Genomic DNA, 12,486 nt, shown 5'->3' on the forward strand with positions numbered 1-12,486 from the left:
AACGCCACGATGACTGACTACACCTGGCTGCTGGTGGCACTGCCATTGGCGGGTGCCGCGATCTTGTTGTTCGGGGGCAGGCGTACCGACGGGTGGGGCCACCTGCTGGGCTGCGCCACCGCGCTGGCGGCGTTCGGCGTCGGGCTGAGCCTGCTGACCGAGCTGCTCGGCCGCGGCGCGGACGACCGCGTCATCCACCAAAAGGTGTTCAGCTGGATTCCCGTCGGCCAACTGCAGGTGGACCTCGGCCTGCAGATCGACCAGCTGTCGGTGTGTTTCGTGCTGCTCATCTCCGGGGTCGGGTCGCTGATCCACATCTATTCGATCGGCTACATGGCCGAAGACCCGGACCGCCGACGGTTTTTCGGCTACCTCAACCTGTTCCTGGCCTCGATGCTGCTGCTGGTCGTCGCCGACAACTACGTGGTGCTCTACGTCGGCTGGGAGGGCGTCGGCCTGGCCTCCTACCTGCTCATCGGTTTCTGGTATCACAAGCCCACGGCGGCCACCGCGGCCAAGAAGGCGTTCGTGATGAACCGCGTCGGCGACGCCGGGCTCGCCCTCGGAATGTTCTTGATGTTCAGCACCTTCGGCACGCTGTCGTACGCCGGGGTGTTCGCCGGCGCGCCCGCCGCCGGCCGGGGCGCCTTGACCGCGATGGGATTGCTGCTGTTGCTGGGCGCCTGCGCCAAATCCGCGCAGGTTCCGCTGCAGGCCTGGTTGGGCGACGCGATGGAGGGCCCCACGCCGGTGTCCGCGCTGATCCACGCCGCCACCATGGTGACCGCCGGCGTGTACCTGATCGTGCGGTCCAATCCGCTCTACAACCTCTCGCCCGACGCGCAACTCGGCGTGGTCATCGTCGGCGCCGTCACCCTGCTGTTCGGGGCGTTCATCGGCTGCGCCAAGGACGACATCAAGCGCGCGCTGGCGGCCTCGACGATGAGCCAGATCGGCTACATGGTGCTGGCCGCCGGCCTGGGCCCGGCCGGCTACGCCTTCGCGATCATGCACCTGCTCACCCACGGCTTCTTCAAGGCCGGCCTGTTCCTCGGCTCCGGCGCGGTGATCCACGCGATGCACGAGGAGCAGGACATGCGCCGCTACGGCGGACTGCGCAAGGCGCTGCCGGTCACCTTCGCCACGTTCGGCCTGGGATACCTCGCGATCATCGGGGTGCCGCCGTTCGCGGGTTTCTTCTCCAAGGACAAGATCATCGAGGCGGCGCTGTCCTCCGGGGACACCCGGGGCTACGTGCTCGGCGGGGCCGCGCTGCTGGGTGCCGGCGTCACCGCCTTCTACATGACCCGCGTCATGCTGATGACGTTCTTCGGTGAAAAGCGTTGGGCCCCGGGCAGCCATCCGCACGAGGCGCCGGCCGTGATGGCGTGGCCGATGATCCTGCTCGCCGTCGGCTCGGCGTTCTCCGGCTTGCTGCTGTGGTGGGGGGGCGCCCTGCAGCACTGGCTCGAACCCGTCGTCGGGGTGCGCGAAGAGGCCGCGCACGCCCTGCCGGCCTGGGTCACCACCGTCGTGGCGCTGGGTGTCGTCGCGATCGGCATCGCGGTGGCCTACCGGATGTACGCCACCGCACCGGTCCCCAGGGTCGCCCCGGTCCGCGTCTCGGCGCTCACGACCGCCGCGCGCGCCGACCTTTACGGCGATGCCTTCAATGAGGAGGTGTTCATGCGCCCTGGTGCGCAACTGACCGAAGCGCTGGTCGAAGTCGACAACGCGGGCGTCGACGGCTCGGTCAACGCGCTGGCGGCGCTGGTGAGCCGGACGTCAAACGGCCTGCGGCGCTTCCAAACCGGCTTCGCCCGCAACTACGCCCTGTCCATGCTGGCGGGCGCGGTGCTGGTCGTCGCGCTGATCCTGGCGGTGCGGGGATGGTGAGCTCGCACGTTCCGTGGCTGAGCGTCCTGTGGCTGCTGCCGCTGGCGGGCTCGTTGCTGATCATCGTGCTGCCCCCCGGGCTGCGACAACTGGCCAAGTGGACCGGCCTGGTCGTCGGCCTGCTGACGCTGGCGGTAGCGATCGCCGTCACGGTCGGCTTCAAGACCGGCGGCCCCACCTATCAATTCGTGGAAAGCCACAAGTGGATCCCGGCGTTCGGCGCGGGTTACTCCCTGGGCGTCGACGGCATCGCCGTTGTGCTGGTGCTGCTGACCGCGGTGCTGATTCCACTGCTGCAGGTGGCCGGATGGAACGACGGCGGGCAGCGCACCCAGGAAAATACCCGTAGCGTGCACGCCTACGTCGCGCTGACGCTGGCCATCGAATCCATGGTGCTGGTCTCGGTGGTCGCGCTGGACGTGTTGCTGTTCTACGTGTTCTTCGAGGCCATGCTGGTGCCGATGTATTTCCTGATCGGCGGCTTCGGCGGCGGCCCGGGCAGGTCGCGCGCGGCGGTGAAGTTCTTGCTGTACAACCTGTTCGGCGGCCTGATCATGCTGGCGGCCGTCATCGGGCTCTACGTGGTGACCGCGCAGCACGGTGCGGGCACGTTCGACTTCCGCGACATCGTCGCCGGTGTCGCGTCGGGCCGCTACGGCGCCGACCCCGCGGTGTTCAAGGCGCTGTTCCTCGGCTTCATGTTCGCCTTCGCGATCAAGGCGCCGCTGTGGCCGTTCCACCGCTGGCTGCCCGACGCCGCCGTCGAGGCCACGCCGGCGACCGCGGTGCTGATGATGGCGGTGATGGACAAGGTCGGCACCTTCGGCATGCTGCGCTACTGCCTGCAGCTGTTCCCGGGCGCCTCAACGTATTTCCGTCCGCTGATCATCGTGCTGGCCGTGATCGGGGTGATCTACGGCGCGGTCGTGGCGATCGGCCAGGCCGACATCATGCGCCTGATCGCCTACACCTCCATCTCCCACTTCGGGTTCATCATCCTGGGCATCTTCGTGATGACCACCCAAGGACAGAGCGGGTCGACGCTGTACATGCTCAACCACGGCCTGTCCACCGCGGCGGTGTTCCTGATCGCGGGCTTCCTGATATCCCGGCACGGCAGCCGGGCGATCGCCGACTACGGCGGCGTGCAGAAGGTGGCACCCATCTTGGCGGGCACCTTCCTGGTGTCGGCGATGGCCACCCTGTCGCTGCCCGGCCTGGCGCCGTTCATCAGCGAATTCCTGGTCCTGCTGGGCACTTTCAACCGGTACTGGCTGGCGGCGGCGTTCGGCGTCACCGCACTGGTCCTCTCGGCGATCTACATGCTGTGGCTCTACCAGCGGGTGATGACCGGGCCGGTGGCCGCCGGCAACGAACGCATCGGCGACCTGAAGGCGCGCGAGCTGATCGTCGTGGCCCCGCTGATCGCGTTGTTGCTCGTGCTCGGCGTCTACCCCAAGCCGGTGCTGGACCTGATCAATCCCGCCGTCGAAAACACGATGACCACCATCGGCCAGCATGACCCGGCACCGAGCGTGCCACCCGGTACTGGCGTGCCCCGGACAGCCGAAGGACCGCACCGATGACCCTTCCCACCCCCAGCGTCGAGTACTTCCTGCTCTGCCCGATGCTCATCGTCTTCGGCGCCGCCATCGCCGGGGTGCTCGTGGAAGCGTTTGCGCCCAGGCGGATTCGCTACGCCACCCAGGTGACACTGACCCTCGCCGGCCTGATCGCGGCGTTCATCGCGGACGTGGAGGTCGCCGAGTCGATCCCGGCGTCGGGTCGCGCCGCGGTGCTGGGCACGGTGGCCATCGACCGGCCGACGCTGTACCTGCAGGGCACCGTCCTGCTGGTCGCCGTCCTGGCGGTGATCTTCATCGCCGAACGGACGCAGGCCAGGGCCGATGCCAAAGTGGCCGTCGCCGCCGGTTCGGCCGGGTTGGATTCCTTCACGCCGCAGGCCTCCGCGGTCCCCGGCAGCGACGCCGAGCGCGAGGCGGAGCGGGCCGGGGCCGCGCAGACCGAGCTCTTCCCGCTGCTGCTGCTGTCGGTCGGCGGCATGATGGTCTTCCCCGCCTCCAACGACCTGCTGACGATGTTCGTCGCGCTGGAGGTCCTGTCGCTGCCCCTGTACCTGATGTGCGGGCTGGCCCGTCATCGCCGCCTGCTGTCCCAGGAAGCGGCGATGAAGTACTTCCTGCTGGGCGCGTTCTCCTCGGCCTTCTTCCTCTACGGCGTCGCGTTGCTGTACGGCGCGACCGGCACGCTGCTGCTCTCCGGGATCCGGGACGCCCTTGCCGCACATGGTGATAGCTCGATGGCGTTGATCGGCGTCGCGCTGCTGTCGGTCGGGCTGCTCTTCAAGGTGGGCGCGGTGCCGTTCCACTCCTGGATTCCCGACGTCTACCAGGGCGCACCGACCCCGATCACCGGGTTCATGGCGGCGGCCACCAAGGTGGCGGCGTTCGGCGCGCTGCTGCGGGTGGTCTACGTGGCGCTGCCGCCGCTGCACGATCAATGGCGTCCGGTGCTGTGGACGATTGCGATCCTGACGATGGCGGTGGGCACCATCACGGCCGTCAACCAGACCGACGTCAAGCGGATGCTGGCCTATTCGTCGGTCGCGCACGTGGGTTTCATCCTCACCGGCGTCATCGCCGATAACGCGGCGGGCCTGTCGGCCACGTTGTTCTATCTGGTCGCCTACAGCTTCAGCACGGTGGGCGCGTTCGCCATCGTGAGCCTGATTCGCAGTGCCGACGGCGTCGAGGACGCCACGCTGGCGCACTGGGCCGGGCTCGGGCAGCGCTCCCCCATTGTGGGCGTGATGTTTTCGATGTTCCTGCTGGCGTTTGCCGGCATCCCGCTGACGAGCGGCTTTGTCAGCAAGCTCGCGGTGTTCAAGGCCGCCGCCCAGGGCGGCGCGGTGCCGCTGGTCATCGCCGGCGTCGTCGCCAGCGGCGTCGCCGCGTACTTTTACGTGCGGGTCATCGTCTCGATGTTCTTCACCGAGGCGACCGACGACACCCCACACGTGGTGGCGCCGGGCATCCTGAGCAAGGCCGCGATCGCCGTATGCGCCTTAATCACGGTGCTTTTGGGGATCTTCCCGCAGCCGCTACTCGACCTCGCCGATCAGGCGGCCCAGCTGCTGCACTGAATGCCAGCGCTGCGTCAACTCACGAACGGGCGCGTCGCCAGGACGTAGATCGCCAGCACCCCCAGCGGCGCGGCCAGCGGCAACCACGGCAGCTGCAGCGGGAACGCGGCCGCCACCAGCCCCGCGCACGTAAAGCCAACGGCCGCAATCACCGTCGGCCAACTCCACGTCACCGCGCCGGGCGTCGCCGCCGCATGGCGGCAGACCAGGTAGGCGACGGCGCTCAGCCCGGACCAGGCGGCGAACACAAGCGCCGGATCCGACGCCACAATCGTTGCCACCGACAGCAACACGGCAATCGTCGCCGCCGGGCGCACGGCCACTCCGGCGCCCACCGCCGCCAGGGCCGCCGCCGCCGCGACGAGCGCCGCTCCGTGGGAGCCAGCGGCGGCCAGCCCCACCATGAGCACGCCGAAAACGGTCGAGATGGCCAAAAGGGCCGAACGCGGGATCGACGTCATGCCACCGCTATCCCCTCAGCCGTCCACGCAGGCGGTGCCGGCGATCCGGCAGCACACCCATCGACTGATCCAGTGTGCTGTCTCCCCGCCAACCCACGATGTCCACGCCGACGGTCGCCATGTCCCGATACATCGCGGAACGCTGCAGCGCCCACATCCGGTCGATCAGCGGGTCCTGCTGGGCTTCGAAGGGTGAGCTGTCGAGGATGTCGACGGCGATTACGACATGGCCGCGCTTACGCAGGTCGATCAACGCCAGCGCGAATTCCGTGTCGAGCAGCGTGGAAAACGCGATCACGATGGCGCCCACCGGAACGGCCGCGCGCGGCGCCAGTGTGCCCGTGGTGTTTTCGAATTGGTCGCCGGCGGCCAGCACGGTGTCGAGCACGCGGTAGAACTGGCGCTGTCCGATGTCGGCGCCGAGCCAGCGCGGGCGGTTGCCGCCAAGCGCGACGATGCCTGCACGGTCACCGTGCCGCAACGCCGTCTGCACCACCTGCGCCGCGCCGCGCACGACCCGCTCGGTGGCCTCGGTCGCCGGGCCCGCCGGCTGCCGATACGTGTCGATCAGCACCACCACGTCGGCGGCGCGGTCGGTCAAGCGCTGCGTCACGTGCAACTGGCGGCGGCGCGCGCTCACCGGCCAGTTCACCGCCCGCAGCTGGTCGCCGGGCACGTAGGGGCGAATGTCCGCGTACTCGACGCCCGGCCCGATGTGCCGGGTCAGATGGGCGCCCAGCCGATCGAGCAACTCCGTCTGCGGGATCGGCGTCGACTGCGGAGGAGTCAGCGGGAACACGAGTATATCGGCGGCGTCGACGGTGGCCGTCCCCGTCAGCAGCCCGCCGCGCGCGAGGACCTCGATGCGGGCCCGCACCGGATAGCGGCCCCAGCGTTGTGCGGTCGCCGCAACCGCTTTCGCGTGGCGGGTATCCGACTCGACCGCCTCGAGCTCCATGCCGGCGACCGGCGACACCGTGAGTGCCACCGCCGCTTCCCCGGAAGGCGCGTTTTCCTGGGTCACCCAGACTTTGAGCCGCGCCCGCTCGGTTTCGAAGCACCGCTGCGAATCGGGCTCCCCGTGCACCCGAATCTTCGGCGCCGGGCGTTGCCAGCTGATCGAACACAGCACGCCGAGCAGCGGAGCCGCGAAGGCGATCAGCTGCCAGCGCGCCCCGATCACGGCGGCGGCCAGCGCGACCCCGGCGCACGTCGCCATCGCTCGGGTCAACGGCGATGCGCGCCAGACGAACTCGACTTCGCGGCTTTGGATCACACCGGTCTCATCCGGTCCCCCCGTGCCCCCCGCTGGTTCGAGGCACCGGCAAACGGCGTAGCAATTCCCCGACGACGTCGGCGCCCTGGATCTTGCGCACCCACATCTCCGGGCGCAGGGTGATCCGGTGCGCCACGGCCGCCACGGCGAGCGCCTTGACGTCCTCGGGGATCACGTAGTCGCGACCGAGCAACAGCGCGCGGGCGCGCGCGAGTTGGACGAGGTCGAGTTCCGCCCGCGGGCTGGCGCCCACCGCGACCTGCGGATGGTGCCGGGTCGCGGTGGCCAGCGACACGACATAGTGCAGGACGTCCTCGTGCACGGTCACCTGCTCGACAGACTCGCGCATCGCCAGCAGGTCGTTGGCGTCCACCACCTGACCGACCGTGGGCTCGGCCGAACCCCGTTCGAGGCGCCGGCGCAGCATCGAGGTCTCGTCGCGCTCGGAGAGGTAGCGAAGTTCCAACCGGATCGCGAATCGGTCCAGCTGCGCCTCGGGTAACGGATACGTACCCTCGTACTCGATCGGGTTGTCGGTCGCCAGGACGATGAAAGGCGTTGGCAACCTGTGGGTTTCGCCGTCGATGCTCACCTGGCCCTCGGCCATCGCCTCCAGCAGCGCCGCCTGCGTCTTCGGTGGCGTGCGGTTGATCTCGTCGGCGAGCAACAGGTTGGTGAAGATGGGTCCGGCCCGGAAGGCGAAATGGCCCGACTGCATGTCGTAGATCGTCGAGCCGAGCAGGTCCGCGGGCAGCAGGTCGGGCGTGAACTGCACCCGGGTGAATCGCAGCCCCAGCGCGGCCGCGAAGGATCGGGCGATCAGCGTCTTGCCGAGGCCGGGCAGGTCTTCGATGAGCACGTGGCCGCGCGCGAGGACGGCGATCAGGATCAGCGTTAGCGCCGAGCGCTTCCCGACCACCACACGTTCGATCTCGTCGAGCACCGCCTCACACTGTGCGGTGGTTGTCGCGGCCGGCAGTGTCATATTTGCTCCAACTTTCGCAGAATCTCTTCCAGCGCCGCGCGGCCCGGACCCGGGCGGTGGTCACCGGTGCGCGTGACGTTGTTGGGATTGACCCATTCCCACAGTTCGGCGCCGAACAGCATCCGGCCGGTCGCGTGATACGCCATGGCATCCTTGGATTGCTTTTGCCCCGTTGTCATTTCGTACCGCCGCGCGAGCATGGGGCGCAGGTGGCGATCCCAGTCGGCGCGCGTGGAGTCCGACCACCGGATCGTCGTCTCGGTGGTGGCGAGCCAGCGGCGCAACGAGTCCCCGAGGTCGTCGTAGTCCGACTCGGCCGCCGGTTCGTTGCCGCGCCCCAGGTAGCGACGGACGTTGAGCAGCACCAGGGCCAGGGCGACGCCCGCGGCCGCCAGCAGGAACCGGCGACCGTGCAGTATCAACGCCAACAGCTCTATCCCCACGACCAGGCAAACACCCAGGGCTAGCAGTCTTTTCATACCGGACTCCGCAATTCCGCGAGGACCAGCCGCAGGACGTTCACCGCCACCTCACGATGTTCCTCGTTCATCACGTGCGGGCTGAAACGCGCCTCTTCGAACAGATTCACCAGCTGCTCCGCGTTGTCGGCCTGCAGCGCGTGGTGCTCGACGGCGCGGACGAGGACCTCGGTGGGCGTATCGAAGTCCTGAGGGGCGGCGCCCGGCACGTTGGCCAGCTCCCGCTCCATCGCGGCATAGCAGGCGATGATCGCCTGCCGAGGTTCCCGGCTGAGGTCGCCGATCTCGGCCAGTCCGACCTCGGCCGCGCGGGCCAGCGATTCCGAACGCGGCGCGGGCGCCGGGGATTCGACGTGGCCGTCGGCGCTCGTGGCCGGCGTTGCCGCGCGCCAGCGCCGTCGCGCCAAGATCACCGAGCCGGCGACGATCACCAGCATCATCGGGATCGCGCCGGCCAGCAAAACCCCGAACATATCCCCGGCGCTGTTCGGCGGGTGTTGCTGTTGCTCTGGCGGGGGGCCGCCGGGGATATGTTCGGGGTTTTGCGGGTCGACGCGGTGCGGCACCAGATAGTGGACCAACAACGTCGCGATCAGCAGCCACGCCGCGATCAGCGCGAGCCCGATCAATATCACCCGCCAGCTCGGGCGGCCCTTGCCGGTGCCGAGCATGTCGGACAGATCTTCCTGCTTGGGTGCCACCGCACGCGGATCGCGCAACCGCGCGATGACGGCGATCGTCAGCAGCGCGAGGGTGGCACTGAGGGCCACGATGACGAACAGCAGGGCCGCCCGACCGCCGCCCGGCTCCGTGCGCACCGCATGGCCCTGAGCCGGGAGGTATCCGCGCAGGGCGGCGGCGGCAAAGATCATCAGCACGATCAGCGCGACGACGCGCCCCGTCGGCTTGTCAATACCGGGCTTGATAACGGGCATGGGCACACCACTCGACCGGTTGCCTGCCGCCGTTGCGGCACTGGCTTTCTTCATACTTGCACACGCCGGCACGCGGGCTTATCCACAGTTGGCGTTTTGTCCACGGGTGGCGGGCGGCTTGGTTTCGGCGTCGGGGTTTTGACGGGGCGGGTTTTTAGCGTGGCGGCATGGGTTCGTTCGTGGGTGCCGAGGAGGCGCGGGAGCGCATCGGTGCCGCGCTGGATGCCATCGATGCCGCGCACGACGTGCTGCGCGAGACCGGTTCGCATGCGGCGGGCAACGAGTTCCGCGTCGAGGTGGCCGAGCGGCTGGAGACCCAGGAGCGGCCTGTTCACCGACGCCGTGAGCGCCGGCGCTGGCTGCGGCTGGGCCCGCAGGGACCCGACGGCATGTCGCGGCTGTCGGGCCTGCTGGAGGCCCGCGCCTACTTCGAGGCGATCGAGGCCGCCGTGCGGCCCGGCCGCCACCAACCCGAGGGTGCCGAGCCCGCGGAGCGCGATCGGCGGACGGTCGCCCAGCGCTGTCACGACGCGCTGAAACTGGGCTTCAAGACGGCGATCGACTGCGGTGAGCTCGGCGCCCACCGCGGTCACCCGGTCACCGTGGTCGTCACCACCACCCTGGCCGACCTCGACCGCGCCGCCCACGCGGTGGCCGACCCCGCGGTCCCCATGCCGGCACCCGCCCTGACGGGCGGCGGTTCCCGGCTGCCGATGCCCGATTTGATCCGCATGGCCGCCACGGCCATTCACTACTCCCCCGCAAGCGGGAGCTACCCCCACGCGGTGTTCGACGACCACACCGGCCGGCCGCTGTATCTGGGCCGCCAAAAACGGATCGCGACCGCCGACCAACGGCTGATCTGCTACGCCCGCGACCGCGGCTGCACCCGCCCCAACTGCCTGGTACCGGGCTACCGCTGCGAGGTGCACCACTCCCCGGACTGGGCCGCCGGCGGCCGCACCGACGCCGACAAGCCGCACTTCGCCTGCGACGCCGACCACGACGACGCCAGCAACGGCCACTGGCGCACCAACGTCACCGACAACGGCCGACTCGGCTGGGCCGACGGCTCCGGTCCGCCGCACATCAACCGCGCCCACCACCCCGAGGAGCTGCTGCGCGCAGACTCCGATCCACCCGACGAGGACGGCGGTTGAGGGCCGCGCCGGGAAGGACCGCGTGGCACACTGAACGCGTGCCGCCGCACCGCGACCTCGCCGCGTTTGACGATCGGGCGCCCGAGTACGACCACGGGTGGCGGGGCCGGCTGCACCATGAGATCAGCGACCGCACCGCCGATCTGGCGGCCGCGGCCGTCGCTTCTCCGGGCAGCGTGCTGGACGTGGGATGCGGAACGGGCCATCTGCTGCGCACCCTGGCCCGCCGCTTCCCCGGCGCCCAACGGCTCTGCGGCATCGACGCCGCACCCCAAATGATCGCGACGGCAAGCGCTTTCGGCGGCGACGATCGGCTCGGCTTCGCCGTCGGGGTGGCCGAACGGCTCGGCTTCCCGGACGGCACCTTTGACCTCGTGGTCAGCACGACGTCGTTCGATCACTGGACCGATCAACGGGCGGGGCTGGTCGAATGCGCACGGGTGCTGCGCCCCGGCGGGCACCTGGTGCTCGTCGACCAGTTCTCGTGGTGGCTGCTGCCGACGATCGCCACCACCCGTCGCGGCAAGGCCCGCACCCGGGGCCGCGCCACGGTTCTGCTGCGGCAGGCGGGGTTCGCGTCCCCGCGCTGGCACCGGCTCTACGCCGTGATCATCAACGCCGTGACGGCGACCAAACCGGCCTAACCCAGCGTGAACGGGCGGAAGGTGCCGTCGAGCACCTGCAGGTGGCCGATGGTGCGCCCGGTGACCACCGCGGGGTCCACCAGGGCCAATTCCACTGCCGCCCGGGCGAATTCATCGGCCGGGGCGGTGTCCACGAACTCGCGCGCGTAGTAGGCCAGCCCGGGCGTCAGGATCGGCTTCGACGGCGACAGCGCGTTCACCGCGATGTTGTGGTCGGTGAGATCGAACGCCGCGCACTGGGTGAGGTGCTCGAGCGCCGCCTTGGACCCGCCGTACCCCGGCAGCACCCCGCCGCTGCGGTCGGCGTAGGGCCCGTCGCCGGGCATCCGCGACGCGATCGAGGTGATGTTGATGATCGAGCCGCCACCCGCGTCGATCATGTCGGGACACACCAGCTGCATCAGCTCGTAGGCGGCGAACACCCCGATGTCGAAATGCCGGCGAAACGCCTGCAGCGGCGTGCTGACGAAGCCCGGCCACCCCGGCTTGGCACCGCCGGTGGCCGGTTTGGCGGCCTTGGGGCGCGGCTCGGCACCCGGCACCGGCGGGCGGCCGGGCGCGGTGAACGCCGCATTGTCGACCAGAATCGTGATGGGCCCCAACGCGTCTCGCGCCTCGTCCACGAGGCGGGCGACGTCGTCGCGGTCGGTCAGGTCGGCGCGGACCGCCACGGCGCGTCCGCCGGCCGCCTCGACGTCGGCGACGGTCTCGCCGATGGTCCCGGGCAGCCGGTCGTCCCACACCTGTTCGGTGCGCCCCGCGACGGCCACCGCGGCGCCCTCCGCGGCCAGCGCCAGCGCGATCGCCCGGCCCAGGCCACGGCTGCCGCCGGTGACGATCGCGGACCGGCCCGCCAGCCGGGTCATCCGGTCACCCCGTGCACGACGATGGCCGTCGTCCGCTCGACCCAGGTGTCATCCAGCTTCTCCTCCGGGCGCAGCAACATCCGCAGCATGGTGGCTCCCCCGATCAACTCGATCAACCGGTCGGGGTCCACGCCGCGGTGCGCCTCGCCCCGGTCGATGGCCTCGCCCAGCCGCACCCGCACGGCCGCGAACACCTCGGCGAACCGCGACATCACCCGGGCGTTGAGGCCGGGATCGGCCGTCATGTCGGCCACCAGCCCGGGCAACGCGGCGCGCACCACCGGGGTGGTGAACACGTCGCGGGTGGCCTCGATCATCATCCGGACGTCGGCGGCGATGTCGCCTGCCGGGGCCTGAAGCGCGGTGGGGGCGGTCGGGAACGCCGCCTCGTGCACCAGTTCGGCCTTGCTCGACCACCGGCGGTACAGCGCCGATTTCGTGGTGCCGGCGCGCTCGGCCACCGCGGCCAGGCTCAGGTTCGAATAGCCGATCTCCACAAGCAGTTCCGCGGTCGCCGACAGGATGGCCGAGTCGATGCGCGGATCCCGGGGCCGCCCGGCACCGGGGGCCTTGTCAAGGTAGGACGGGTCTGCTTTCATAACGCTACCTACCGTATCGTAA

General features: G+C 69.8%; 12 protein-coding genes. 5 read left to right on the forward strand and 7 right to left on the reverse strand.

Annotated features, from left to right (window positions below; translation table 11 throughout):
- The first annotated feature begins 9 nt into the window (after window positions 1–9).
- From nuoL to nuoN, 3 genes are read left to right on the forward strand one after another with little or no spacing between them, the layout of a single operon-like run.
- Complete coding sequence (gene nuoL / locus MTAB308_RS09020; RefSeq protein ID WP_077099153.1) at window positions 10–1,896, forward strand: NADH-quinone oxidoreductase subunit L; 1,887 nt, start codon at window positions 10–12, stop codon at window positions 1,894–1,896.
- Entirely contained in the window at window positions 1,893–3,482 is a 1,590-nt protein-coding gene (locus MTAB308_RS09025; RefSeq protein ID WP_077100073.1) for an NADH-quinone oxidoreductase subunit M, read from the forward strand. Before nuoL ends, MTAB308_RS09025 begins: the two co-directional genes overlap by 4 nt.
- Window positions 3,479–5,059, forward strand: coding sequence for an NADH-quinone oxidoreductase subunit NuoN (gene nuoN, locus MTAB308_RS09030; RefSeq protein ID WP_077099154.1), 1,581 nt, complete (start codon window positions 3,479–3,481; stop codon window positions 5,057–5,059). The genes MTAB308_RS09025 and nuoN overlap by 4 nt, the downstream gene beginning before the upstream one ends.
- Window positions 5,060–5,073: 14 nt before the next feature.
- Here the strand turns inward: nuoN and MTAB308_RS09035 are convergent, their stop codons facing one another.
- From MTAB308_RS09035 to MTAB308_RS09055, 5 genes are read right to left on the reverse strand one after another with little or no spacing between them, the layout of a single operon-like run.
- Window positions 5,074–5,520: a hypothetical protein gene (locus MTAB308_RS09035; RefSeq protein WP_077099155.1), complete on the reverse strand. Its 447-nt coding sequence runs from the start codon at window positions 5,518–5,520 to the stop codon at window positions 5,074–5,076.
- 7 nt (window positions 5,521–5,527) lie between these two features.
- Window positions 5,528–6,796 carry a DUF58 domain-containing protein gene (locus MTAB308_RS09040; RefSeq protein WP_077099156.1) on the reverse strand — a complete coding sequence of 423 codons (1,269 nt, stop codon included), beginning with the start codon at window positions 6,794–6,796 and terminating at the stop codon, window positions 5,528–5,530.
- Between the two features lie 7 nt (window positions 6,797–6,803).
- A complete protein-coding gene (locus tag MTAB308_RS09045; protein WP_077099157.1) occupies window positions 6,804–7,781 on the reverse strand; it encodes an AAA family ATPase in 978 nt (325 codons plus the stop codon).
- On the reverse strand, window positions 7,778–8,260 hold the full coding sequence (locus tag MTAB308_RS09050; protein WP_077099158.1) for a hypothetical protein: 483 nt from the start codon (window positions 8,258–8,260) through the stop codon (window positions 7,778–7,780). Before MTAB308_RS09050 ends, MTAB308_RS09045 begins: the two co-directional genes overlap by 4 nt.
- On the reverse strand, window positions 8,257–9,195 hold the full coding sequence (locus tag MTAB308_RS09055; RefSeq protein ID WP_173842142.1) for a DUF4129 domain-containing protein: 939 nt from the start codon (window positions 9,193–9,195) through the stop codon (window positions 8,257–8,259). The genes MTAB308_RS09050 and MTAB308_RS09055 overlap by 4 nt, the downstream gene beginning before the upstream one ends.
- Before the next feature lie 167 nt (window positions 9,196–9,362).
- On the opposite strand from MTAB308_RS09055, the gene MTAB308_RS09060 reads away from it, so the two are divergent.
- Both MTAB308_RS09060 and MTAB308_RS09065 read left to right on the forward strand, forming a co-directional pair.
- Window positions 9,363–10,355, forward strand: a complete 993-nt coding sequence (locus MTAB308_RS09060; protein ID WP_077099159.1) for a DUF222 domain-containing protein — start codon at window positions 9,363–9,365, stop codon at window positions 10,353–10,355.
- A gap of 38 nt (window positions 10,356–10,393) precedes the next feature.
- Window positions 10,394–10,999, forward strand: coding sequence for a class I SAM-dependent methyltransferase (locus tag MTAB308_RS09065; protein WP_077099160.1), 606 nt, complete (start codon window positions 10,394–10,396; stop codon window positions 10,997–10,999).
- On the opposite strand, the gene MTAB308_RS09070 is transcribed toward MTAB308_RS09065, so the two are convergent.
- Both MTAB308_RS09070 and MTAB308_RS09075 read right to left on the reverse strand, forming a co-directional pair.
- Window positions 10,996–11,865, reverse strand: a complete 870-nt coding sequence (locus MTAB308_RS09070; protein WP_077099161.1) for an SDR family NAD(P)-dependent oxidoreductase — start codon at window positions 11,863–11,865, stop codon at window positions 10,996–10,998. The genes MTAB308_RS09065 and MTAB308_RS09070 overlap by 4 nt on opposite strands.
- Window positions 11,862–12,464, reverse strand: a complete 603-nt coding sequence (locus MTAB308_RS09075; protein WP_077099162.1) for a TetR/AcrR family transcriptional regulator — start codon at window positions 12,462–12,464, stop codon at window positions 11,862–11,864. The genes MTAB308_RS09070 and MTAB308_RS09075 overlap by 4 nt, the downstream gene beginning before the upstream one ends.
- Between the last annotated feature and the right edge of the window lie 22 nt (window positions 12,465–12,486).

Origin of the sequence: Mycobacterium terramassiliense (assembly GCF_900157385.1) — a bacterium.
Taxonomy (GTDB): domain Bacteria; phylum Actinomycetota; class Actinomycetes; order Mycobacteriales; family Mycobacteriaceae; genus Mycobacterium; species Mycobacterium terramassiliense.

Coding starts and splice junctions, on each gene's coding strand:
- nuoL (WP_077099153.1), top strand. CDS start 10: ATGACTGACTACACCTGGCTGCTGGTGGCACTGCCATTGGCGGGTGCC.
- MTAB308_RS09055 (WP_173842142.1), bottom strand. CDS start 9,195: ATGCCCGTTATCAAGCCCGGTATTGACAAGCCGACGGGGCGCGTCGTC.
- MTAB308_RS09060 (WP_077099159.1), top strand. CDS start 9,363: ATGGGTTCGTTCGTGGGTGCCGAGGAGGCGCGGGAGCGCATCGGTGCC.
- MTAB308_RS09050 (WP_077099158.1), bottom strand. CDS start 8,260: ATGAAAAGACTGCTAGCCCTGGGTGTTTGCCTGGTCGTGGGGATAGAG.
- MTAB308_RS09035 (WP_077099155.1), bottom strand. CDS start 5,520: ATGACGTCGATCCCGCGTTCGGCCCTTTTGGCCATCTCGACCGTTTTC.
- MTAB308_RS09075 (WP_077099162.1), bottom strand. CDS start 12,464: ATGAAAGCAGACCCGTCCTACCTTGACAAGGCCCCCGGTGCCGGGCGG.
- MTAB308_RS09045 (WP_077099157.1), bottom strand. CDS start 7,781: ATGACACTGCCGGCCGCGACAACCACCGCACAGTGTGAGGCGGTGCTC.
- MTAB308_RS09070 (WP_077099161.1), bottom strand. CDS start 11,865: ATGACCCGGCTGGCGGGCCGGTCCGCGATCGTCACCGGCGGCAGCCGT.
- nuoN (WP_077099154.1), top strand. CDS start 3,479: ATGACCCTTCCCACCCCCAGCGTCGAGTACTTCCTGCTCTGCCCGATG.